Origin of the sequence: Pseudomonas entomophila, from assembly GCF_013523165.1 — a bacterium.
In the GTDB taxonomy this organism is placed as follows: Bacteria; Pseudomonadota; Gammaproteobacteria; order Pseudomonadales; family Pseudomonadaceae; genus Aquipseudomonas; species Aquipseudomonas entomophila_A.
This window is the reverse complement of record NZ_JAAMQI010000011.1, coordinates 36,788-60,622: the sequence shown is the minus strand read 5'-3', so window position 1 is coordinate 60,622 and position 23,835 is coordinate 36,788. Positions and strand designations below refer to the sequence as shown.

General features: G+C 67.0%; 20 protein-coding genes. 6 read left to right on the top strand and 14 right to left on the bottom strand.

All coding sequences use genetic code 11. The features are described from left to right. The first annotated feature begins 19 nt into the window (after nt 1-19). The 3 genes from G7Z99_RS11140 (at nt 20) to ku (ending at nt 2,446) form a co-directional block, all read left to right on the top strand. Entirely contained in the window at nt 20-253 is a 234-nt protein-coding gene (locus tag G7Z99_RS11140; RefSeq protein WP_181093759.1) for a PLD nuclease N-terminal domain-containing protein, read from the top strand. A 238-nt stretch (nt 254-491) separates the two neighbouring features. Beyond that, a complete protein-coding gene (locus tag G7Z99_RS11135; RefSeq protein ID WP_181093758.1) occupies nt 492-1,397 on the top strand; it encodes an SDR family oxidoreductase in 906 nt (301 codons plus the stop codon). A 122-nt stretch (nt 1,398-1,519) separates the two neighbouring features. After that, nucleotides 1,520-2,446, top strand: a complete 927-nt coding sequence (ku, locus tag G7Z99_RS11130; protein ID WP_181093757.1) for a non-homologous end joining protein Ku — start codon at nt 1,520-1,522, stop codon at nt 2,444-2,446. A 454-nt stretch (nt 2,447-2,900) separates the two neighbouring features. On the opposite strand, the gene G7Z99_RS11125 is transcribed toward ku, so the two are convergent. From G7Z99_RS11125 to G7Z99_RS11080, 10 genes are all read right to left on the bottom strand, one after another. Beyond that, nucleotides 2,901-5,432 carry a TonB-dependent receptor plug domain-containing protein gene (locus tag G7Z99_RS11125; protein WP_375139148.1) on the bottom strand — a complete coding sequence of 844 codons (2,532 nt, stop codon included), beginning with the start codon at nt 5,430-5,432 and terminating at the stop codon, nt 2,901-2,903. Between the two features lie 619 nt (nt 5,433-6,051). Then, nucleotides 6,052-7,386 (bottom strand): LLM class flavin-dependent oxidoreductase, encoded by a 1,335-nt coding sequence (locus G7Z99_RS11120; RefSeq protein WP_181093755.1) that lies wholly within the window; start codon nt 7,384-7,386, stop codon nt 6,052-6,054. Between the two features lie 63 nt (nt 7,387-7,449). Continuing rightward, on the bottom strand, nt 7,450-9,069 hold the full coding sequence (locus G7Z99_RS11115) for a dipeptide ABC transporter ATP-binding protein (RefSeq protein WP_181093754.1): 1,620 nt from the start codon (nt 9,067-9,069) through the stop codon (nt 7,450-7,452). Then, nucleotides 9,066-9,980 carry an ABC transporter permease gene (locus tag G7Z99_RS11110; RefSeq protein WP_181093753.1) on the bottom strand — a complete coding sequence of 305 codons (915 nt, stop codon included), beginning with the start codon at nt 9,978-9,980 and terminating at the stop codon, nt 9,066-9,068. Before G7Z99_RS11110 ends, G7Z99_RS11115 begins: the two co-directional genes overlap by 4 nt. Nucleotide 9,981: 1 nt before the next feature. Continuing rightward, nucleotides 9,982-10,932, bottom strand: a complete 951-nt coding sequence (locus G7Z99_RS11105) for an ABC transporter permease (RefSeq protein WP_181093752.1) — start codon at nt 10,930-10,932, stop codon at nt 9,982-9,984. Next, entirely contained in the window at nt 10,929-12,548 is a 1,620-nt protein-coding gene (locus tag G7Z99_RS11100; RefSeq protein WP_181093751.1) for an ABC transporter substrate-binding protein, read from the bottom strand. The genes G7Z99_RS11105 and G7Z99_RS11100 overlap by 4 nt, the downstream gene beginning before the upstream one ends. 209 nt (nt 12,549-12,757) lie before the next feature. Beyond that, on the bottom strand, nt 12,758-13,552 hold the full coding sequence (locus G7Z99_RS11095; RefSeq protein ID WP_181093750.1) for a class II aldolase/adducin family protein: 795 nt from the start codon (nt 13,550-13,552) through the stop codon (nt 12,758-12,760). A gap of 16 nt (nt 13,553-13,568) precedes the next feature. After that, nucleotides 13,569-14,501, bottom strand: a complete 933-nt coding sequence (locus G7Z99_RS11090; RefSeq protein WP_181093749.1) for a D-isomer specific 2-hydroxyacid dehydrogenase family protein — start codon at nt 14,499-14,501, stop codon at nt 13,569-13,571. Next, on the bottom strand, nt 14,498-15,631 hold the full coding sequence (locus tag G7Z99_RS11085) for an acyl-CoA dehydrogenase family protein (protein WP_181093748.1): 1,134 nt from the start codon (nt 15,629-15,631) through the stop codon (nt 14,498-14,500). Before G7Z99_RS11085 ends, G7Z99_RS11090 begins: the two co-directional genes overlap by 4 nt. 198 nt (nt 15,632-15,829) lie before the next feature. Next, nucleotides 15,830-16,717: a LysR family transcriptional regulator gene (locus tag G7Z99_RS11080; protein ID WP_181093747.1), complete on the bottom strand. Its 888-nt coding sequence runs from the start codon at nt 16,715-16,717 to the stop codon at nt 15,830-15,832. 180 nt (nt 16,718-16,897) lie between these two features. Here G7Z99_RS11080 and G7Z99_RS11075 point away from each other — a divergent pair, with 180 nt between their 5' ends. Beyond that, complete coding sequence (locus tag G7Z99_RS11075; RefSeq protein ID WP_181093746.1) at nt 16,898-17,863, top strand: ABC transporter substrate-binding protein; 966 nt, start codon at nt 16,898-16,900, stop codon at nt 17,861-17,863. 16 nt (nt 17,864-17,879) lie between these two features. Further along, on the top strand, nt 17,880-18,836 hold the full coding sequence (locus G7Z99_RS11070) for an aliphatic sulfonate ABC transporter substrate-binding protein (protein ID WP_181093745.1): 957 nt from the start codon (nt 17,880-17,882) through the stop codon (nt 18,834-18,836). Nucleotides 18,837-18,844: 8 nt separating this feature from the next. Here the strand turns inward: G7Z99_RS11070 and G7Z99_RS11065 are convergent, their stop codons facing one another. The 4 genes from G7Z99_RS11065 to G7Z99_RS11050 form a co-directional block, all read right to left on the bottom strand. Beyond that, a complete protein-coding gene (locus tag G7Z99_RS11065) occupies nt 18,845-19,150 on the bottom strand; it encodes an ArsR/SmtB family transcription factor (RefSeq protein ID WP_181093744.1) in 306 nt (101 codons plus the stop codon). A 106-nt stretch (nt 19,151-19,256) separates the two neighbouring features. Continuing rightward, a complete protein-coding gene (locus G7Z99_RS11060; protein WP_181093743.1) occupies nt 19,257-20,381 on the bottom strand; it encodes an alkene reductase in 1,125 nt (374 codons plus the stop codon). A gap of 278 nt (nt 20,382-20,659) precedes the next feature. Beyond that, the gene (locus G7Z99_RS11055) at nt 20,660-21,886 is read right to left on the bottom strand and encodes an MFS transporter (protein ID WP_308812292.1); all 1,227 of its coding nucleotides are present in this window, start codon (nt 21,884-21,886) and stop codon (nt 20,660-20,662) included. A gap of 224 nt (nt 21,887-22,110) precedes the next feature. After that, nucleotides 22,111-22,947: an IclR family transcriptional regulator gene (locus G7Z99_RS11050; RefSeq protein ID WP_181093741.1), complete on the bottom strand. Its 837-nt coding sequence runs from the start codon at nt 22,945-22,947 to the stop codon at nt 22,111-22,113. A gap of 81 nt (nt 22,948-23,028) precedes the next feature. Between G7Z99_RS11050 and G7Z99_RS11045 the strand changes: the two genes are divergently transcribed. After that, on the top strand, nt 23,029-23,835 hold the full coding sequence (locus tag G7Z99_RS11045; RefSeq protein WP_181093740.1) for an enoyl-CoA hydratase/isomerase family protein: 807 nt from the start codon (nt 23,029-23,031) through the stop codon (nt 23,833-23,835).

Sequence of the window (23,835 nt, the reverse complement as noted above, 5' to 3'; positions counted from 1 at the left end):
GCTTGAAAGGAGAAAGACCATGGGCGACATGCCGAGTTACTTCTGGACCATCGTGACGATCTTGATCGTGCTGATGGACATCTGGGTCATCGCCAGTGTGTTTCGCAGCGAGAAGCCTTCGGGGACCAAGCTGATGTGGGCCGTGCTGGTCATTGTGCTGCCCGTGCTCGGGCTGGTGATCTGGGCGTTGATGGGGCCTCGCGGCATCAAGCGCGGCACCGGCCCGACGTCGGACGAACACAGCAAGGGCTGAGCGTTCTGCCGCAACGATGCCTGCACGTGAAGAGGGGTGGCCTGGAGCCGCCCCTTTTTTCGTCTGCCAGACAGAGAGCAGGCATGCGCTGCGAACGGGCATAGCTCAAACCATTCAGCACCTCATGACCGTTCATCGGGCCATGCTCGCATCACGGCAAACCCTCGCCGGGGTCCAGGTCTCGTATTCCATGAGCGCGCGAAATGGCGCACGGCATTTTTCTTAGGAGGTACGTCCCATGCCCAACACCCCACGTGATCAGTTCAGCATGCAGAACCCCCTGACCCAGTACCCGCAACCGCCTTTCCCGGACCAGCCGCAAAGCCCGCCTGGGCTGGACAAGGACATGACCCCCAAGCCGGACTGTGGTGAAGAAAGCTACAAGGGCCTTGGCCGCATGGTCGGGCGCAAGGCGCTGATCACCGGTGCCGACTCCGGCATCGGTCGCGCCACGGCCATCGCCTTCGCCCGTGAAGGCGCCGACATCGTGCTCAACTACCTGCCCGAGGAAGAGCCCGATGCCCAGGAAGTGGTGAAGCTGATCGAAGCCGCTGGCCGCAAGGCCGTTGCGCTGCCGGGCGACCTGAAGGACGAAGCCTTCACCCGCAGCCTGGCACGCAAGGCCCACGAAGCCCTAGGCGGCCTGGACGTGCTGGTCAACGTGGCCGGCAAGCAGGAGGCCCGCAAGGACATCAGCGAGATCACGTCCGAGCAGTTCGACCACACCATGAAGACCAACGTGTACTCGCTGTTCTGGCTGTGCCAGGAGGCCGTACCGCTGATGCCCGCAGGCGCGACCATCATCAATACCGCGTCGATCCAGTCGTACCAGCCATCGGCGACCCTGCTCGACTACGCCAGTACCAAGGCGGCGATCGTGGCCTTCACCAAGGCGCTGGCCGGCCAGGTCATCGAGAAGGGCATTCGGGTCAATGCCGTGGCCCCCGGCCCGGTCTGGACCGTGCTGCAGCCCAGCGGTGGCCAGCCGCAGGAGAAGATCCCGCAGTTTGGCAGCCAGGTGCCGATGAAGCGTCCAGGTCAGCCTGCCGAGTGCGCGCCGCTGTACGTGCTGCTGGCGACCCAGGAGTCGAGCTACATCACCGGCGAGATCTTCGGCGTCACCGGTGGCGATCCGCTGCCATGAGGCATGACGCCCGGCCGTGCGGTTCGACCGACGAGGTGCCGGGCTGACGCTAGACTGAAGACGAGCGCTACGGCGCTCGTTTTCGTTCGTGCCATGAATGGACTTTCATCAGGAGCATCACGATGCCTCGAGCCATCTGGAAAGGCGCCATCAGCTTCGGCCTGGTGCACATCCCGGTTTCCCTGAACACGGCAGTGACCAGCGAGCGGATCGATTTCGATTGGCTCGACAAGCGCAGCATGGAGCCGGTCGGCTACAAACGGATCAACAAGGTCACCGGCAAGGAGATCGACAGCGAGCACATCGTCAAGGGCGTCGAGCACGAGAAAGGCCGCTACGTGGTGATCAGCGAGGAAGAAATCCACGACGCACGCCCCGAAGCGACCCAGACGATCGACATCTTCTCGTTCGTCGACGCCAGCGAGATCCCGCTGCAGCACTTCGACACGCCCTATTACCTGAGCCCCGACAAGCGCGGCGGCAAGGTCTATGCCCTGCTGCGCGAGACCTTGGCTGGCAGTGGCAAGGTGGCGCTGGCGACGGTGGTGCTGCATACCCGCCAGCACCTGGCCCTGCTGCGGCCGCTGGAAGGCGCCCTGGTGCTGATCACGCTGCGCTGGCCCAACGAGGTGCGTGGCCTGGACGCGCTGGAGCTGGACAAGAGCGTGACCCAAGCCACGCTCGACAAGCGCGAGCTGGACATGGCCAAGCGACTGGTCAACGACATGAGCGGGCACTGGCAGCCGGAGACGTACCATGACGCGTTTCGCGAGACCATCATGGAGCTGGTGGAAGAGAAGGCCAGCAAAGGCTCGATCAGCGTCGTCGCACGCGAGACGGATGAAGACGGCCAGAAGAGCGCCGACATCATCGACCTGACCGAGTTGCTCAAGCGCAGCCTGGGTGGCAAGCGGGGCGGTGCCAAGACGACCGCAAAGAAGGCCGAACCGAAGAAGACGACGCCCAGAAAGTCCGCTGCCGGCAAGGCGTCTGCACAGAAGGAAAAAGCACCGGCCAAGCGCACACGCAGCCCGCGCAAGGCATCGTGAGGGTCGGCAGGGGGCGCGAGGGTGGGCCGATTGACTGGCCCCTTGTGGGCGCAACTGTCAGGCGGCATCGTGTCGCTGAACCTGTTCGGTTCAACTGTCGCAACCAAATCGCTGGCTTTACGGCCCCTGCGGGGCCGATCGCGGCACAGGGGCCGCTCCCACACGAGAACGCCGGCGTCCTGGCAAATCAGCGCTGCGGTCCTCCTGTAGGAGCGGCCCCAGCGCCGCGATCGGCCCCGCAGGGGCCGTAAAATCAGCCACTCAACCCCTCCAGGCACACTTCCCACCCCCCAGGAAACCCCTCACATCGGCTCCGCATGCACCCCCGCATTTGTGGGCTTGCCCGCGATGACGCTGGCAGCCGCACGGCATCGCCAGCAGGTCGACCGATGGCCTGGCAACCCTGATCTCGATGCTGCAAGGCCGCCCATGGCCAACCAGAAGGCTTGCCTGCTCAGAAGTCGTACGCCAGCTTCGTGTACCAATACCCACCCCCCGGATGAAACGGCGCGTTGCCATACGCTGCCTGGTTGCCATTGGGGTTGGGCACGCCGTGCTTGTCCGGGCGCACGTCGAAGAGGTTGGTGCCCCCCAGGCTCAGCGTGAGGCTGTCGAGCAGCAGGTAGGACAGGTCCAGGTCGGTGATCCACTTGGCGCCGAAACGACGGTCTTGTGCAGGGTTCTGCTGCCAGGTCTCGACGCTGCCGTAACGGGTGGTCTGCAAGGTGCCGGTGAAGTTGCCGAGCATCCATTGGCCACCCAGCACCCACTTGGTCTCGGGCAGGGCCGCGACCAGATCCCCCTCGCGGCTATGGCCCACCACCTGCAGGCCGGCCTCGGCCAAGCCCTGGGGCGTGCTGCGCGTGCCGCGCACCGTGGTCTTGTTCCAGTTGAAGCCCAGCGTCCAGCGCACCTCCCCGAAGGCGCCAAAGGCCTGGGTATGGTCGCCTACCAGGTCGATCCCGCGGGTACGGGTGTCGAAGGCATTGGTGTAGTAGTTGATCCAGGTGGTGCGGGCCAGCCCCAGCGAGGCGAGCACATCGCCTACCGCGCCACTGCCGCCACGCCGGTCATAGAGGTTTTCGGTCAGCAGGATACGGTCATCGATGTCGATCATGTAGGCATCGAGGGTCACCTGGGTGCGCCGGGCAGGCTGCCAGGTCAGACCAAGGCCGGCATTGCGCGAGGTTTCCGGGTCCAGGGTGCCGCCGCCGAAGGCCTGCGCGGCAGCGCTGCCGGGGGCCACGGTACGGCGCAGGGCCGGCACCACGTTGCCATTGGCATCCAGCGCGGTCCGGTTGTCGCTGACGGTATAGCCGGTCTGGGTCAGCGAGGGTGCGCGCAGGCCACTGCCCAGCGTGCCGCGCACCGCGATGCTGTCGGTCAGGCCGTAGCGGGAATTGAGCTTGAAGCTGGCAGCACGCCCGGTGTCATCGGCGTAATGCTCCAGCCGTGCGCCGCCGCCCAGGTACCAGCGCGGCGTGAGGTCCAGGCCCAGTCCGACGTAGGCGGCGTAGACGTTGCGCTGCACGTCGGCCTCGTCTTCAGGGCGGATCGTCAGCGCCGCCTGGGCGCCCACCGCGGTCTGGCCGTTGGCCAAGGCATACAGAGGGTTGGGGCGGCCGTCGGCGAGTGTCGCCGGGTAGGTGTAAGGGCCGATGCCATAGGCGATGGGGTCGCCGGCAAAGGTGCGCAAATGCTCCCAGCGATGTTCCAGGCCAGCCGAGACCTGGGTCGGCACCGCCAGGCCGAACAGGCCATCGAAGCTGCGGCGGATGTCCAGGTTGTTCACCCACTGGTCGAACTGCAAGGTGGCCAGGTCATCGAACGAAGTCGGTGAGGCTGGCCCGTAGGTCGGGTTGAGGGTCAGGTCGCTGGACTGCTGGTTCTTGTTGCGCCCATAGCTGGTGGACAGGTCCCACGCCCAGCGATCGGCCACTCCCCGGGCGCCGAGCAGCCATTGATAGTCGGTGTCCTTGAGGTTGTTGAGCGGGAAATAGCCGTCGGGGAACAGTTCGGGGATGGAGGCATTGCTGTTGGGCAGGCGGTAGTTGTTGTAGGCCTCCAGCTTTCGTTCGGCGTAGGTGGCGAACGAGTACAGGCGCAGGTCGCCGCTCAGCGGCAGCTCGGCGTTGTAGCCCAGGTTGAAGGCCCGCAGGTCCGGGTCGCCGTTCTTGACCGCACGGTGGTCCCAGGCGGCCTGGCGATCGTCTTCGAAGTAGGCGCGATAGCCGGGGTCGGCCTTGTCGATCCAGTGGGCGGTTCCGCGTTTGCGTGCTTCGCCCGACAGGTGCAGGAAGCCGCCGTCACCCAGCGCGAAGCCCTGGTCGCCGGCCAGCTTCAGGGTCGCGCCCTGGCCGCTGTAGAGCTGGCCGTAGCTGCTGTCGTAATGACCGCCGCCGTCGGCGTTCTTGAGGATGACGTTGATCACGCCAGCCACGGCGTCGGCACCGTATTGGGCGGCGGCACTGTCCTTGAGCACCTCGATGTGCGATACGGCGCTGACCGGGATCATGTCGATGTCGACCGCGTTGGCGCCGCTGTTGTCGGTGGAGCCGCTGGCCGGCAGGGCGCTGTTGTGTCGGCGCTTGCCGTTGACCAGGACCAGGGTGTAGGCCGGCCCCAGGCTGCGGTTGCTCAGCGGTCGTACGCCGGACTGGAAACCGGCGATGTTGGTGCCGAAGTTGAACGACGGCAGCAGCTTGGCGATGGCCTCGGACAACTCGGCACGGCCGGTGCGCAGCAGTTGCTCGTTGCTGATCACATCGATCGGCGTGGGGCTGTCGACCACCGTGCGCTGATTCGCCCGCGAGCCGGTGGCGGTGGACGTCACCGTGACCGTCTCCAGGCGGGGTGCTTCAGGCAAGGTGGTCGCGTGGGTCCCAGGGGCCAGCAGGCAGACCAGGGGCAGGGCGATGCAAGGGGGTCTAGACATCATGTCCTCGAAACGTACATGCGCGGATAGGCACCTGGCCGGGCAGGCCATGTGATGGAAACGTCGAAACAACGTCGATTGCGCCCAGGCGTTACCGTCCTGCCTGGGCATCACTGCCTTCACTGTCCGCCTATCGGGCTGGATGGTCGTTCAGAGGCTACCTTGCAGCCCATCGCGGGCAAGCCCGCTCCCACTGGCGCTCATTCCAATCAACTGCCTGACATCAGCGCACTGACTGGCTGCCTGGGCATCACTGCCTTCACTGTCCGCCTATCGGGCTGGATGGTCGTTCAGGGGCTACCTTGCAGCCCATCGCGGGCAAGCCCGTTCCCACGGGCCCTCATTCCAATCAACTGCCTGACATCAGTGCACTGACTGGCTGCCTGGGCATCACTGCCTTCACTGTCCGCCTGTCGGGCTGGATGGTCGTTCAAGGGCTGCCTTGCAGCCCATCGCGGGCAAGCCCGCTCCCACGGGCCCTCATTCCAATCAACTGCCTGACATCAGCGCACTGACTGGCCGCTGTGGGAGCGGGCTTGCCCGCGATGCAGGCGCTGCCTGGTCGGGCCTTGTCGCTGGTCTTCATTCCAAGCAACTGCCTGCCGAGCGGCCCTCTGCAGGCAGCCTGCTCGCGCGATGGCGCCGGTACGGGCGCTCGACCCGAATGACCTCAGGCCACCACCGCCTGCTCGCGTAGCAGCGTGTTGCGGTTGGTCGGCACGCTCAGGCCGAAGCTGTCGCGCAAGGTACGGCCAGGGTATTGGCTGCGCATCAGGCCGCGCGCCTGCAACAGGGGCACGACCCATTCGGTGAAGGACTGCAACCCGTCAGGCAACAGCGAGTTGACGATGAAGCCATCGGCGGCTTCGTTCTCGAACCAGTCCTGCAAGGCGTCGGCGACCTGCTCGGGCGTGCCGGTGAAGTCCCGGCGTGGGCGCGAGAAACGCAGCGCCAGCTCGCGCAGGCTCAGGCCTTCGTCGCGGGCCAGCTGCTTGAGCTGGTCGGAGGTCCCCTTGTGGCTGTTGTCGCCAAGCGTGCCCAGGTCGGGGAACGGCGCGTCCAGGTCGTGCTGGCTGAAGTCGTAGTCGTTGAACGGCCTCCCCAGGGCGACCAGGGCATCCTCGATGCTCACCAGTTCGACCGCCTGCTGGTAGCGGCGCTCGACCTCTGCCTCGTCGCGACCGACGATGGGGCGGATGCCCGGCAGGATGAACAGCTGGTCAGGGTCGCGCCCATGGGCGGCGGCGCGCTGTTTCAAGTCGCGATAGTAGGCGCGGGCATCGCTGAACGACTCCGGGTTGACGAAGATGGCATCGGCAGTCTGGGCAGCGAAGGTGCGCCCGTCCTCCGACACGCCGGCCTGGAAGATCAGCGGCTGGCCCTGGGGCGAACGCTGGATGTTCAGCGGGCCCTTGACCTTGAAGAACTCGCCCTGGTGGCCCAGGGTGTGCAGCTTGGCCGGGTCGAAGAACTCGCCGGTGCGCTTGTCGCGCGTGAAGGCGTCGTCTTCCCACGAGTCCCACAGGCCCTGGACCACCCGCACATGCTCGCGGGCAATGCGATAGCGCACGGCATGGGGCGGGTGCTCGGCCTTGCCAAAGTTGTCGGCGGTGCCCGAAAGCCAGGAGGTGACCACGTTCCAGCCAGCGCGGCCGCCGCTGATCAGGTCCAGCGACGCGAACTGGCGGGCGACCTGGAACGGCTCGCTGTAGCTGACCGTGACCGTCGCCACCAGGCCGATGTGGGTGGTGACCGCCGCCAGGGCGGAGAGGATCGTCAATGGCTCGAAGCGATTCAGGTAGTGCGGGCTGGAGCGTGCGTGGATGTGCAGGCTGTCGGCGATGAAGGCGAAGTCGAACCTGGCGCTTTCGGCCAACAGCGCCTGCTGCTTGTAGAAGCCGAAGTTCACGCTGGCATCGGCCAGCGCGTCTGGGTGCCGCCACTCGCCCCAGCCATGGCCGACGCCATGGATCATCGCACCCAGGTGGATCTGTCGTTTACTCATGCTCGGTCTCTCCTGATGATGACCTTGTGGGTGTGCGCGTCCGTAAGGGCCACGCGTCTGTCGTCAAATCGCCACGGGCAGCACGCGCCGTGAATGCCCTGGTATCGCCGCGATCAGCTCACGGGTGTAGGCGCTGGTCGGCTGGCTGAGCACCTGCAGCGCCGGCCCCTGCTCGACGACCTGCCCACGGCGCAGCACCACCACGTGGTCGGCCATGCTCGCCACCACCGCCAGGTCGTGGGACACCAGCACGTAGGCCATGCCCAACCGGTGCTGCAGGGTCTCCAGCAGGGCGGGGATCTGCGCCTGGACCGACACGTCCAGCGCGCTGACCGGCTCGTCGAGCAGCAGCACGTCGGGCTCCAGCGCCAGCGCACGCGCGATCGCCACGCGCTGGCGCTGGCCACCGGACAGTTCGCTGGGCAGCCGGTCGAGAAACTGCACCGGCAGGTGCACCTGGGCGATCAGTTCCTGGGCCCTGCGTGCCAGGGCCTGGCCCTTGAGCAGGCCGAACGACACCAGCGGCTCGACGATGCTGTCGAACACGGTGAAGCGCGGGTCGAGGGCGGCGAACGGGTTCTGCTGGACCAGCTGGATGCGCCGGCGCAAGGGCCGGAACTGCCGCCAGCTGCTGGCGCCGACATCGACGCCGGCGAACGTCACCTGCCCCTGGCTGGGGGTCTCCAGCCCCAGGGCAAGGCGCAGCGCGGTGCTTTTGCCCGAGCCCGACTCACCGACCAGGGCCACGGTCTGCCCGGCCTGCACGTCGAAGCTCAGGCCCTGTAAGGCCGTGAAAGGCTCGGCGCGCCCAGGCACGACGAAACGCTTGCCGACCCCCTGCAGGCGCAGCAGCGGTGCCTGGTCTGTCATGGCGCCCGGCCGGCGTCGCGGCACGAAGGCGGGGGCGGCGGTGAGCAGGTCCTGCGTGTAGGGTTGCCGCATGCCCCACAGGATCTGCCGGGGCGTGGCCTGCTCGACACACTGCCCTTGCTTCATCACCAGCAGGCGGTCGGCGCGATCGCAGGCCATGCCCAGGTCGTGGGTGATAATGAGCAGCGAAAGGCCACGCTCGGCCACCAGCCCTTGCAGGTGGTCGAGGATGCGCCGTTGCACGGTCACGTCCAGCGCACTGGTAGGCTCGTCGGCGATAATCAGCCGCGGCTCGCCGGCCAGGGCGATGGCGATCAGCACACGCTGGCGCATGCCCCCGGACAAGGCATGAGGGTACTGGCGGGCGCGCAGCGCCGGGTCGTCGAGACCGACCTGGGCCAGCAACCCCTGCACCTCGGTGTCCAGCCCTGCGAAGCGTCCGCCACGGGCCAGCACCAGGGCCTCGGCGACCTGCTGACCGACGCGCAATGTGGGGTTGAGGCTGACCATCGGGTCCTGTGGGACCAGGCCGACCGTGCGTCCACGCACCTGGCGGCGAATCCGCTCGGGGGCGCTCGCCAGGTCGATGCCATCGACCCACAGCTGGCCATGGTCGATGCGAGCGGTGTCCGGCAGCAACCCGAGCAGCGCGTGGGCCAGGGTCGACTTGCCCGAGCCGGACGCCCCGACGATGGCCAGGGTCTCGCCCTGGGCCATGCTGAACGACAGCGAGCGCACGGCCTGGGTAGGCTGCCCGGCGGTGGCGTAGCGGATGCTCAGGTCGCGCACGTCGATCAAGGTGGAAGGCGTCATCGGGCAGGTTCCTCGGCGCTGCGCGCCAGGTGATTGAGGCTGAACACGACCGCCACCAGGCACAGCCCTGGTAGCAGGGATACCCAGGGGGCCGTGATCAGGAAATGCCGGCCGTTGGCGATCAGCGTGCCCCATTCCGCGGCGGGGGGCGCTGCGCCGAAGCCCAGGAAGCTCAGCCCGGCAGCCGCCAGAATGGCCGCACCGACATCGAGGGTGGCGAGCACGGCCACCGGCCCCCAGGCATTGGGCAGGACGTGGCGCAGCAGGGTGCGTGTCCAGCTGGCGCCGCCCAGGCGCGCGGCCTCGACGTAGGGCAGGGTCTTGACGCGCAGCACTTCGGCGCGGGTGGTGCGGGCAAAGCCTGGAATCAGGCCTGCACCCACGGCGAGCGCCACCGGCACCGTGCCGAAGCCGATCGCGGTGACGATGGCCAGGGCCAGCAGCAGGCCGGGCAGGGCCAGCAGCACGTCCACCAGGCGCATCAGCACGGCATCCACGCGCCCACCGGCGAAGCCGGCCAGCACGCCCAGGGTCAGCCCGCCGACCAGGGCGATGGCCACCGCCAGCAACGCGGCCAGTATCGACAGGCGCGCGCCGTGGACCACCCGCGTGTACAGGTCGCGGCCCAGTTCATCGGTGCCGAACCAGTGCCTCAGGCTCGGCGCGCTGAGCTTGTCGGCGGGCGAGGTGGCATAGGGGTCGAAGCTGCTCAGCAGGTGCGGAAGCACGGCGGCGAGCAGCGCGAACGACACGATCAGCAGCGCCAGGCTGAAACCTGGGCGGCGCAGCAGCGGCGTCAGCCGTTGCTGCCAGCGTTGCCACCGGGTGCGACGTGTCCAGGCCGTGGCAGGGTGCACCGGATCCTGGTGGGCTGGGGTGCCGAGGGCGGGTAATGGGCTGGGGAAGGTCATCTCAGGTCACCTTGGCCGTGTGGGCGATGCGTGGATCGAGGCAGGGGTAGAGCAGGTCGACCAGCAGGTTCACCACCACGAAGGCCGCCGCGGCGACCGCAACGATCGCCAGCACCACGGGGATGTCCTGACGCAGCACGGCCTCTTGGGCCAGACGGCCGACGCCATTGCGTGAGTAGATGGTCTCCACCAGGACGGCGCCGGACACCGTGTTGCCCACCTGCAGGCCGACCAGGGTCAGCAGGGGCAGGGCGGCGTTACGCAGGCCGTGGCGTGCCTGCACCTGGGCCCGGCTCAGGCCCTTGGCAAAGGCCGTGGTGATGTAAGGCGCCTGCCAGACGTCCTGGAAACCCCGCTGCAGCACCTGGGCGTACAGCGCGGCGCTGGGGATGGCCAGGGTGACCGCCGGCAGCACGAGGCTGTCGAGCCCTTGGCTGCCGGTGGCCGGGAACCAGCCGAGGGAGAAGGCGAAGACCTGGATCAGCAGCAACCCGACCCAGAACACCGGGACGGAAAACCCCAGCGCCGGCAGACGCGTCAGGGCGACCTTCAGGGGGCGCCACTGCACGTAGGCCGTCAGGCACGCCAGGCCGATCCCGGTCAGCAGGGAGAGCACGATGGCGCCACCGGCCAGGGCCAAGGTCTGCGGCAGGCGTTCGGCCAGCAGCGCGGTGACCGGCCGGCCGAGCGACAGCGATTGCCCGAAGTCGCCGTGCAGGGCTCTCCAGAGCAGGTCGGCGTACTGTTCGAAGGGGCCCTTGTCCAGCCCGTAGTAGGCCCGCGCCTTGGCCAGGTCGTCGGGCGACAGGCCATCGGCCTCCAGGCCCGAGGCGCTGAGCATGATCGCCAGGGTGTCGCCCGGCAGCAGGTAGAGGATGAAATAGGTGAGGGTGTAGGCGCCCCACAGCACCAGCAGGGCTTGCCCGACACGGCCGATCAGGTAGCGCCTCATGGCTGGGCGACCTGAATGTCGCTGAACAGGGCGAAGCCTTCGGCCGTCCAGCGGAAGTCCTTGACCCGCGGCGCGGTGGCGGCTTGCCAGACACGTTCGTACAGCGGAAACGCGGACGCTTCGTCGACCAGCAGGTCCTGCAATTGTCCGTAGGCGCTGGCGCGTTGCGAATCGGCGGTGGCGGTGAGGCCGCGGTCGAACAGCGTCTGGGCCTGGGCCAGCACGTCGGGCGCGTAGGCATTGGTGGCCAGCGTGGCGCTGTTGGCGGCCCGTGGGTCGAGGATGGTCTGCAGGATGATCGGGTCGGCCCGGGTCATGTAGGTGGAGGTCAGGTCGTAGTTGCCGGCGGCATTGCCGGCCACCCATTCGGCCCGGGTCAGCACGTTGAGCTTGAGGTCGATGCCGACCTGGCGCAGTTGATCCTGCACCAGCACGTCACCGGCGCTTTCGACCGGGGTCAGGTTGTAGCGCAGGGTCAGGCGCTGGCCGTTCTTGTGCCGGTAGCCGTCGTCGCCCTTGTGCCAGCCTGCGGCCTCGAGCAGCTGCTCGGCGCCCTTGGGGTCATGGGCGAGCTTGGCGCGCTGCGACTTGAAGTACGGCGTGGTGGTGTCGTACACGCCGCTGACCACCGGGAACTCGGCGTTGAACACGGTGTGTGCGTAGCTGGTGCGATCGATGGCCTTTTGCAGCGCCAGGCGCACCTGGCGGTCGGCGAGCAGACGCGGGTTGCGGGTGTTGGGGTAGAGGTTCAGCGCCGGGCCGGGCAGCGAGCGACTCTGCAGGGTCGCGCCCTTGGACTGCAGAAGCTGCACGTCGACCTCCGAGAACGGGTAGCGGGGCCACAGGATGTCGGCCTTGCCCTGCAGGAACAGGCCGTTGCGCACGCTTTCTTCGGGGATGTAGCGGACCTCCACGGCCTCCAGGTGCGCTGCCCCGCGGTTGTGCAGGTTGGCCGAGGGCCAGGCGTAGTCGTCGCGCCTGACCAGCCGCGCACCGACCTCCGGGGTGTAGTGCTCGAGGATGAACGGCCCGGTGCCGATGATCTTGCCCAGCGACCGTTCCTGGGCCGTCAGTGCGTAGCTGGCCGGGGCGAGGATCGCCAGGTTGGTGGTGGACGTGGCTTGCAGAAAACCGGCGTTGGGCGTGGACAGGACCAGGCGCACGGTGAACGCATCGACCACCTCGGCATGGTCGTAGCCGGCCAGGTAGGTCGCGCCGAAGGTGGCCGGCAGTTGGGTGGCGAAGGCCTTGTTGCTGTCGAAGGCGGTCTTCACGGCCTGGGCGTCGAAGCGCTCGCCGTTGCTGAAGGTGACGTCCTGGCGCAAGTGGAAGGTGTAGCTCAAGGCGTCGGCACTGATGTCCCAGCGCGTCGCCAGCCAGGGAATGAGGCGCCCGGTCTCTGGGTCCTGGTCGGTGAGCGACTCGGCGACGTTGCGCAGCAGCACGCGGTGCTCGAGCCAGTACACTTGGAACGGATCGACGCTGACCAAGGTGGTGTTGTCCCCCCAGAAGGCGATGTTGAGCGTGTTGCTGGCCGTGTGGTCGTCGGCCGGCGAGCAGGCGGTCAACGCCAGGGCCAGGGCCCCGAGGGCGAACAGGCGGTGCAGTGCAGGCATGTGAAGCATCCTTCCAGAGCAATGAACGTGAGTGCGGGCGCCGACGTTTCATCGGCAAGTCCACCTTTTTCAAGGGCTGTCTGGCAGCCCATCGCGGGCAAGCCCGCTTCCACAGGTGGAGCGCACTGCCAAGTTGTCAGAACGCCGCCGCGCCTGTGTGGGAGCGGGCTTGCCCGCGAAGCGGTCGAACAAGCACCGGCCGGGGGGCGTCAACCCTGGTAATCACGCCCCTCGCGGTCCAGCTGGCGGATCAGCGCGTCCCAATGCCGCTGGATGCCGTCCCCCTTGCCGTCGGAAAACCGCTTCGACTGTTCATGCACCTTGGCGATGGCCGCAGGCGAGGCGTGCAGCACCTGACCGTGACCGCCTGCCTGAGCCGCGATCTGGATGTTGCAGGCGCGTTCCAGCCCGTGCAGTTCGCGAAAGGCGTGCTCCACACTGACGCCGGCGGTGAGCAGCCCGTGGTTGCGCAGGATGAGGATGTTGCTCTGGCCCAGGTTGGCCACCAGCCGTTGCTGCTCGTCCAGGTCCAGGGCGACGCCTTCGTAGTCGTGGTAGACCACACGGCTGTAGTAGGCCAGGGCATGCTGCGAGACCGGCAACAGCCCATCGCGCTGGGCCGACACCGCTGCGCCGTCGCGGGTATGGGTGTGCAGCACGGCGTGCAGGTCCGGGCGTGCACGGTGGATGGCGCCATGGATCACGTAGCCGGCCTGGTTGATGCCCAACCCTGAAGGGTCGTTGATGATCGTGCCGTCGACATCGACCTTGACCAGGTTCGACGCGGTGATCTCGTCGAACAGCAGGCCGAAGGCATTGATCAGAAAGTGCTCGTGCGGCCCGGGCACACGGACCGAGAAATGCGTATAGATGTGGTCGGTCCAGCGAAACAGCGCGGCCAGCCGGTAGGCGGCGGCCAGCTTGACCCGGACCTCCCATTCTTCGGGGCTGACCCGGTGGCGGACGTTGTCGGGCAGGGCGGTGACGGCAGGCGATGGACTCATGGGAACGCTCCAGTGATCAGTAGCCGCGCACGCGGTCGACCAGGTTGGCCAAGGGCGTGCGTGCGCGGTAGCGGTGAAAGTTGGCGACGAAGGCGTCGATCAGGTCCGGGCAGCCCGCCGTGGAGATCGCCGACGTGTGCGGTGAGAGAAAGACGTGCGGATGCCGGTACAGCGGGTGGCCGGCCGGCAGCGGTTCAGGCTCGGTGACGTCCAGGCTGGCGCGACCCACCCGCCCGCTGTCCAGTGCCTCGAGCAGGGCGTGGTGGTCGAGCAGCCCGCCCCGGGCCACGTTGATCACATGCAGGCCGGGACGCGCCTGGGCCAGGACCTGGCGATCGACCAGGCCGCGCGTGGCGGCGGTGAGCGGGGCCGCCAGCACCACGTGGTCGCTCTCGGCGAACAGCGTGTGCAGGTCCGGCGCAGCGGTCACGCCGGGCAGGTCGGCGATGGCCTGACCAGGGCGGCCGGTGGCCAGCACCCGCATCCCCAGGGCCACGGCCTTGCGGGCCACGCACTGGCCGATGCTGCCGAAACCCAGGATGCCCAGCGTGCGCCCGCGCACCGGCGCCAGCGGCGTCAGGCGCCAGTGGGCGTCCTTGACCCACAGCCCCGGCAGGTGCTTGGCCGCGGTGAACACCAGGGCCAGGACGAATTCGGCCACATGTTCGGCGTTGGCGCCCTTGCCGGTGGTCACCGGCGTGCCCTCGAGCAGCCAGTCGGGGTAGGCGTCGATGCCCGAGGACGTGAGCTGCACCCACTTCACCTGCCAGGGCCACCCCGACGGCGGCGTCTCGCTCACGTCGACCGGACGCACGATGAAGACGTCGGCAGGGGCGTCGAGGGTCAGTTGGCCGGGACGCACGTCGAGGACGTCGTGGCCTGGCAACTGCTGGCGCAGGGCCTGGTTGGCCGAGGCGTCGAGCTGGCTGGCGATGATCGAGCGGCTCATGCGGGCACCTGCGCCAGCGCCGCACGCCCGACCTGAGTGAAGACGGCATCGTCCTGTGGGGTATGAATCCGGCTGCAGAGCACGTCGCGGTAGTGCCGCTCCAGCGGGTTGTGCCGCGACAGCCCAGGGTTGCCGGCCGCCTCGAGGGCAAGTTCCACGGCCTGGATGGCGTTGGCGCTGACCAAGTGCTTGAGCTGGCCGGCATGGGGCCCGGCGACCTGCCCGGTCGTGGCCGCGTCGAGCAGGCTCTGGTTGGCGAACAGGAGCGTGTCGATCCGCCCGAGCACGGTCTCGAAGCGTGGCAGGCTGGCCAGGGGCGCGCCCAGGTTGGACGGGGCGCGCTGCGTGAGGAACGTCGCCAGCCAGTCACGGGCGGCGCGGGCCACGCCGTCGTACACCGCCGACAGCAGCACGGCCATCCAGACCAGGCCCTCGGCATCGAGCTCGGCCCTCGGTGCGCTGGCGGGGCTGACGCTCACGGCGTGCTCGAGCGGGAGCGGCACCTCGTCGAAGCGCACCTCGTGGCTGCAGGTGGCACGCATGCCCAGGTGGTCCCAGGTGTCGACGATGGTGATGCCGGGCGTGTCACGGTGTACCAGAAAGCTGCCCACCAACGGGTCGGGGTCGTCGCTGCGGGCCCAGACCAGCAGCCACGTCAAACCATGACTCCCGGTCGCGTAGAGCTTGCGCCCGCTCAGGCGCCAGCCATCGGCCGTGCGCCGCGCCACGGTGGCAGGCAGGCCGCCACGGGTGGGACTGCCCAGCTCGGGCTCGACACGCAGTGCATTGATCAGCGCGCCCTGGTGCACGGCCTCGACGGCCACGCGCTGACGCAAGGCGTCGGGCCAGTCGGTGTGTGCCTGCAGACGCACGTGCTGCAGGTACTGCATCGCCACGATCAGGGCGGTGGCCGGGTCGCCCTTGCCGAGCGCGCCGATGACCCGGCGGGCCTCGGCAAGGCTCGCACCGGCGCCGCCCAGGGCCTGCGGCACGGTGAAGGCGAGCAGGCCGTGACGGTGCAGCAGGTCGATGTTGTCCTGGGGGAAGCGAGCACTGCGGTCGTAGCGCTCGGCCTGGAGGGCAAGGGCCTGGGTCAGTTCGGCCAAGGCGCTGTCGGAAGGGTGACGCATGGGGTTCATCCCTGAATGACGGTGTCTGGCTAAGACCGTATTCGTATGGATGAAGCCTGTAAAAGTCTTTTTGGTTCTATGCTAATTATTTGTTTTATGAATTTATAGTATTCATGGTTATGCGTGATGCGCATTTACAGGTCCATGGATACAGGGTGATCAGGAGGGTTTTCTCCCCGCATCGTTCACGATCGACGCTCACTGCATCAGCATTCGCCCCGCGATTTCGCCGAACAGCTCCACGGGCTCCTGCAGGTTGCCCAGGTAGCGCGGGTGGAACAGCCATAAATCCACCTGCGGCTTGAAATCGCTGACGTTCAGCACATCGAGCGCCGCCCGATGGCGACTGACCTCGAGCAGCGGTTCAGGCACCAGCCCCAGGCCCTGACCACTGGCGACCAGGCCCAGCTGCAGCTCGGTGCCGAAGGTCTCCAGGTTGATTGACAGGCTCAACCCCTGCTCGCTCAGCGCGCGTTGCAGGCCGGCCCGGAAGCCGCAGCCGTCGGGGTTGAGCACCCAGCCACGGGTGTAGCAGTCCTTGAGCGTCTGCGTGCGCCGGGCGCTGCCCTTGGCGGTGACCACCTTCAGCGGCATCCGAGCGAGCGACTGGCTGGCGATGCCCTCGGGGAAGATCTTGCCCGCGGGAAACAGGGCCGCCGCCGCATCCAGCTCGCCGTTCTCCATGCGGGTGATCAGGCTGCTGCCCCAGCCACTGCTGACCTGGGTGCGCAGGGGCGGGTAGGCTTCGCGGATCCGCGCCAGCGCCTCGAGCAGCACCACGTCGCCCAGGGTTTGCGGCACGCCCAGGCGCAGGGTGCCGGAGGGGGCGCCCTGGTTGGCCACCAGCTCGCGCAGGGCATCGATCTCGCGCAGGATGGCCTTGCACTGCTGGTACACCCGCAGCCCCATGGGGGTGGGCTTGAGCGGCTTGGTGTGGCGGTCGAGCAGCGTGGCGCCCAGGTCCTGCTCGAAGTTCTGCACGCGGCGGGTGACGGCCGGTTGCGTCAGTTGCAGGGCCTCGGCGGCCAGGTTGGTGGACTGGCAACGGATGACCGCCACGAAGGCGTCCATATCATCGATTTTCATCAGCGGTGCTCACAGGTCGGACGGAAACACGAGGCACAGGCCTCATCTCATTGGGGATTCTATCGGATAAAAACGCATATTAGGTTATTCCTAAAATCAATTTAATTTATCAGGAAGATCCCGTTAGAGTCGCTCGTCCAGGGCTGCACGACGCAGCCTGCCCAGATACCGAGGAACCCCATGCCCATCCGATCGAAGCTGCTCACCCTGGCAGCGGCCCTGCTGCTGGCCAGCCAGGCCGGCGCTGCCGAGCGCCTGACCCTGCGCATCGGCGACCAGAAGGGCAACATGCGCGCCCAGCTGGAAGCGGCCGACGCCTTGCGCGACCTGCCTTACGACATCCGCTGGGCCGAGTTCCCCGCCGCAGCGCCCTTGGCCGAAGCGCTCAATGCCGGTGCCCTCGACGCCGGCATCATCGGTGATGCGCCGCTGCTGTTCGTGCTGGCGTCGGGCGCGCCGGTCAAGGCCATTGCCGTGGACACCTCCGACCCCTATGGCACGGCCGTGCTGGTTCGCCCCGATGCACCGCTGCACAGCGCGGCCGACCTCAAGGGCAAGCGCATCGCCACCGGTCGCGGCTCGATCGGCCATCACCTGGCGCTCAAGGCCCTCGACCAGGCCGGCTTGAGCGAGCAGGACGTGGCGCTGCGCTTCCTGGGGCCGGTGGATGCCAAGATCGCGCTGGCCAACGGTTCGGTGGACGCCTGGGCGACCTGGGAGCCCTACACCGCGCTGGCCGAACTGAGCGGCCAGGGGAGGGTGCTGGTCAATGGGCGTGGGCTGTCCAGCGGCAACAGCTTCCTGGCCGCGACCGACGAGGCCCTGGGCGATGCCCCACGGCGCGCGGCCCTGCAGGATTACCTCACGCGTCTGGCAGGCGCCCAGGTCTGGGCCAACCAGCACCTGGACAGCTACTCGAAGACCTTGGCCGCGATCATCGGCTTCCCCGAGGACGCTGCGCGCCTGCAGTTCGAACGGCGCCACCTGCGCTGGCAGGCGATCGACCCGCAGACCGTGGCCGTGCAGCAGGCCACGGCCGATTTCTATCACGCGCACGGCCTGATGAACGCCCGCCTCGACGTGACGCCGACCTTCGCCAGCGGCTTTGTGGTGCCCCACGATCCGCAGCTGGCCGCGCAGCCCTGACCCTGGAGACCCGCCCATGACCCTCACCCCTTTACGCCAGCTCGGCCTGGCGCTGCTGATCGGTGCCTGCCTGCCAGCCCTGGCCAGCGCCGAACAGACCGTGCGCATCGGCTATCAGAAATCCTCCACCCTGCTGACCCTGCTCAAGGCCCGCGGCAGCCTCGAACAGCGCCTGAACGCCGAGGGCATCCGCGTCTCCTGGCACGAGTTCCCCAGCGGGCTGCCGTTGCTGGAAGCGCTGAACCTGGGCAACGTCGACCTGTCGGCGGACGTGGCCGACACCGTGCCGGTGTTCACCCAGGCCGCCGGTGCACAGCTGACCTATTTCGCCCGGGAGACGCCCTCGCCGACGGCCCAGGCGATCCTGGTGCCGGCCGACTCGCCACTCAGGACGCTGGCCGACCTCAAGGGCAAGCGCGTGGCGGTGACCAAGGCGGCCGGCAGCCACTATCTGTTGATCCAGGCCCTGGCCCAGGCCGGCCTGACCTTCAAGGACATCACCCCGGCGTACCTGATCCCGGCCGACGGCCGCGCAGCCTTCGAGAACCACAAGGTCGATGCCTGGGTGACCTGGGACCCTTACGTGGCCAGCGCCCAGCGCCAGCAGCACGCGCGGATCCTGGCCGACGGTCGCGCGCTGGCCAGCTACCAACGCTATTACCTGGCCCGCAGCGACTACGCCACGGCGCACCCTGAGGTCGTCCAGCAGGTGTACGAGGCGCTGCGTGAGGTGGGTACCTGGACCAAGGCCAACCCGGCGGCGGCGGCGCGGATTCTCGGGCCGCTGTGGGGCAACCTGGACAGCGCCACGGTGCGGCAGGCCAATGCCCGGCGCAGTTACGACGTACAGCCGGTGACCGTGGAGAACCTGGCGGAGCAGCAGCGGATCGCCGATGCCTTCCTGAACGAAGGCTTGCTGCCCAAGGCCGTGGATGCGAAGGCGGTCAGCGTGTACCGACCCACCCAGGAGTAGGGCGCTCGTCAGAGCATCGTCTGCAACTGTTCCAGGAAGCGGGCGATGTTCGCCTCGTGCCGCTTGTAGTAGGTCCAGGGCCCTATGCGTTGCGAGGTGACCAGTTGGGCGCGTTGCAGCGACGTCAGGTAGAGCGAGACCGTCGACTGCGACAGCCCCGCGCGTTCCTGGATGATGCTCACGCACACACCGACCTGCTCCGGGTCCACGGCCTGCTGGGGGAAGTGGGTTCGGGGATCCTTGAGCCAGGTGAGGATGGCCAGGCGGGTGGGGTTGTCGAGGGCTTTCAGCGCTTCGCTGACGTCGATGCTCATGGTCATGGCCAAAACGGGTTTGCGCGATAGTACGCCATTTCCGGGGGCCGCTCCCAGCCCTCGGCAGGCCGGCTGCGCCGGCGGGGCCAGGCGCGGCGCTTGAGGGTCAGGCGGGATGACGGGGGTAGTCGGTGTAGCCCACCTCGGTGCCGCCGTACATCGTGCTGGCGTCCAGCGCGTTGAGTGGCCACTGGTGAGCGATGCGCGCGGGCAGGTCCGGGTTGGCGATGAATGGCCGGCCAAAGGCGATCAGGTCACCCCATCCGGCCTCGACCACGCGCAGCCCCCGCTCGACGGTGTAGCCACCGGCATAGAGGATGCAGCCACTGAAGGCCTGGCGCACGTCGCGACGAAAATCGTCCGGCAGCTCCGGCGCATCGTCCCAGTCGGCTTCGGCCAGCGACAGGTAAGCGATACCGATCCGTTCGAGCACCTTGACCGCTTCCAGGTAGGTGTCATGGGGGTCGTCCTCCACCAGCCCCAGGTAGACGCGCTCTTCATCGGTCGAGTCGAACAGAGGCGCGAAACGCACCCCGACGCGCTCGCGACCGGCCACCTCGGCCACCGCTTCGGTCACCTCCTGCAGAAAGCGCAGGCGATTGGCCAGAGAGCCGCCATACTCGTCGGTGCGCTGGTTGCTGTGCGCCGAGATGAACTGGTTGACCAGGTAGCCGTTGGCGCAGTGGATCTCCACCCCGTCGAACCCGGCTGCCAGCGCGTTGCGGGCCGCCTGCGCATACAGCTGCACGATGTCCTTGACCTCGGCCGTGGACAGCGCCCGTGGCAGCGACGGTTCGGCCAGCTCACCGGTGCCCGGCCCGGTCTCGATGAACACCTTCACGGCCGTTGCGGGGAGGGCAGACGGCGCGACTGGCGCCTGGCCACCGGGCTGCAGCGAGGTGTGGGAGACCCGGCCAACGTGCCACAGCTGGGCGAAGATGACCCCGCCCTCGGCATGCACGGCGTCGGTGACGGTGCGCCAGCCTTCGATCTGTTGTGGGCTGTGGATGCCAGGCGTCCAGGCATAGCCCTGGCCGCGCGGTTCGATCTGCGTGCCTTCGGTGACCATGAAGCCGGCGCCGGTGCGCTGGGCATAGTAGGTGGCCATCAGGTCGTTGGGGAGGTTGCCAGGCTGGGTGCTGCGCGAGCGGGTGAGGGGCGGCAGGACGATACGGTTCTTCAGGGTATGGGTGCCCAGTTGCACGCGGTCGAACAGAGGTGAGACGTTCATTTCGATTCCAGATATCTAGATTTCTAGATGTGATGGCTGACACCTTGGCGCCGCGTCAGATGAAGGGTGCGCAGCCTATTCCGCATATCGAGATATGTCAATACGGCAGGCTTGACGATGAGCGACATCCCCTCCATTCGGCCTGGTCTGCAACGAAGGCACGAACGCCTTCCTTGCAGACGGTCATCTGGCCCATCCGACGCAATTGGGACACACAGCCCGTCAATCCGCCTGCTGCACGCTCCAGAACCACATCGTGGTGCATCGTCCTGGCGCTGCTAGCCCCGCCTGGCGTGCGCCTTGACCATGAACCCCAGGACGACGGTCAGCGCCGTGGCCAGGCAGAGCATGGACGCCATGCCGATCAGGCCGGCATTGAACGAGCCCGTGGCGTCCTTGAGCCAGCCGACCGCGTAAGGGCCGACCAAGCCTCCCAGGCTGCCCGTGGCATTGATGAATGCAATACCGCCTGCGGCGGCTTGCTTGCTCAGGAAGGTCGAGGGAATGCTGTAGAAGCAGGTGCGTACGGAGCACAGGCCGATGAGGGCGATCGTCAGCCCGAACAGTGCCGGGAGCAGATCGCTGTAGACCACCGAGAAGATGAAGCCGGCAGCCCCGGTTGCACAGGTGAGCGCCAAATGAAGGATGTAGCGCCTTTTACGCGCCAGTACCTTGGCCCACACCAGCATGGCCACACTGGCGATGACATAGGGTGCGGCAGAAATCCAGCCGATCTGTGTCGTCGTCAGGTGGTGACTCTTCAGGATCTGAGGAAGCCATACACCGATGCCCAGGATACCGATGATGTAGCTGAACAGGATGGCAGCCAGCAGCCAGACCCGCGGGTCTGTGAGCGACTGACGGAAGCTGTGCGCGCTTTTGGAGGCCTGCTCAGCATCCAGAACCGTCTGCAACGCGGTTTTCTCTTCCTGGGTCAGCCAGCCGGCATCGGCCGGTTTGTCGGCCAGCATGTGCAGGCACAATAGCCCCAGCAAGCAGGCTGGAAGCCCCTGGAGGACCAGCAGCCACTGCCAGCCTGCAAAGCCCCAGATGCCATCCATCTGCAGCATGGCGGCCGACAGCGGGCCGCCGAGCACGGACGACAGCGGAATGGCGAACAGGAACCATGCCATCACCTTGGTGCGGTAGTGAGCAGGGAACCACAGCGACAGGAAGAAGATCACGCCGGGGAAGAACCCAGCCTCGGCAATGCCCGCGAGCAGGCGGATGACCGCATAGCTGGTGGGCCCTTGCGCCAGCGAAGTGGCGGCCGCGAACAGGCCCCAGGTGATCATGATCCTGGCAAGCCAGCGCCGGGCGCCGAACCTGTAGAGCGCCAGGTTGCTTGGCACTTCGAACAGGCAGTAGCCCACATAGAAGATGCCGGCCGCAAAGCCGAACTGCGAGGCCGTCAGCCCGAGGTCCTCGTTCATGGTCAGGGAAGCGAAGCCGACGTTGGTGCGGTCCAGGTAGTTGAAGAAGTAGGCCAGTGCCAACAAAGGCACCAGGCGCAACGCTGCTTTTTTACACGCGCGTATGTGTACAGGATCAGTGTCCTGTGCAGTTGGAGCGGTCAAGGAAGTCATGGGTGACCCTTATTGTTGTAAGGAGAGGGTTCGGCAGCATAGGGCAGCGCGAACACGGGCCGCCAAGACCTTTAAACCATGACTTGCCATACCGCTACGGCATGCGTTTCCCTTGGCCAGGCGGTGCACTCACGGCCGCACCGTCAGCGAACTTCCGGCAGGTCGAGCGAGTGGCGAATGGCGTCTACAAGGTTCAGGAGAAGCGGGGCGTACCGCTCGACGATCTCCTCCGGCATCTCGGTGGTCGACAGACTGATATTCAGTGCATGCGTCCTGTACACCGGGTGATCGAGCGGCGTCGCGAAGGCGATGACCTCGGGCTGCCACGAGGCGACGCAATAGCCTTTGGCTTTCACCTGGGTGACTGCCGCTTCTATTTCTCGTCCCAGTTGCTCGGCCCTGGCTGCACAGCGTCTGGAGGTGAACAACGTGATCAAGCGTTGTCGTTGCGTGTCTTCCAGGGTCGACAGATACGCCCTGCCCAGGGAGGTCATGTCCATGGGCAACCGCTGGCCGGTCAACACATTGCGTGGGGATTTACGCTGGCCGAAACGCACGGACTCGAGATAAACCATCTCTTCACCGTCTGCAGCGGCCAGGCCGACGTTCACCTGATGGTCTCGTGCGACCTGCGCCATCAGCGGTGTTGCGGCCTGAAGCAGGACGCTGCCGTGATACATCGAGTGCGCCATGCCCAACACCGAAGCCGCCAATCGGTAACCACCCGAAACAGCGTCATAGTCCAGAAAGCCTGAGCGGACGAGGGTCTGCGTCAGCCGGCTTACCGTGGATTTGGACAACCCGGTGATCTCGCTCAGATCCCCGTTAGCCAGATGCTCACTGCCCGGCCGGAAAGCGCGAAGGATGTCCAGCCCACGTTCCAGCGAACGGTTCGGCGGCGCCTTGCCTTGCCCAGGAATACCAGCACAGGGCAGGGCCTCTTCGCTGTGTTCCAGCAGGTGGAACGGTCGCGTTGTCATGGATACGCCTCTCGGTCAGATTGAATCCAGCTTGGCTCATCGCTGGGCGGCCAATCAACCGAATAATAAGAGAGGCACCGCATGACGACGTCCCCTGAGTCATCGACTCCCATCGACCTTACCGTGACGGACGGTATCGCCACCTTGACGCTCAATCGCCCGGAGGCCCGCAATGCCATCAGCGATGACATGCGCAGCTTGCTCATCGAGCACCTCGAGCAGGTCGCAGCGGACAGCAGCATCAAGGCGTTGATCGTCACAGGCGCCGGCAAAGGGTTCTGCGCCGGTGGTGACATCAAGGGCATGCAAGCCCGGATGAGCGCACCGGCCGGGTCGGTGGCCTTCAACGGGTGGAAGCGTCAGCAGCGCGTTCACCATGCGGTATCGCTGCTCCACAACCTGCCCAAACCCACCATTGCCGCCGTCAACGGTGCAGCAACGGGGCTGGGGTGCGACATGGCCTTGAGTTGCGACTTCATCATCGCCTCGCAGAACGCCTCCTTCGCCATGAGCTATATCGCCCGGGGCCTGATTCCCGACGGAGGCGGCCTGTACTTCCTGCCGCGTCGTGTCGGGTTGAGCAAGGCCAAGGAGCTGATCTTCAGCGGCCGCACCGTGGCGCCGTCCGAAGCCCAGCAGATCGGCATGATCGATCGTGTGGCCCCGCACGAGAACCTGCTGCCGGCCGCCCAGGACTGGGCCCAACAGCTCGCCGCCGGTTCGGCCACCGCCTTGGCGTTGAGCAAGTCGATCCTCAACAACACGTTCGAGCTGACCCAGAGCCAGATCTTCGCCATGGGCAGTCAGGCGCAGGGCATCTGCTACACCTCCAGCGAGCATCAGGCGTCGGTGGCGGCTTTCCTGGCGCGCAAGGCAGAGCGGAGCTGA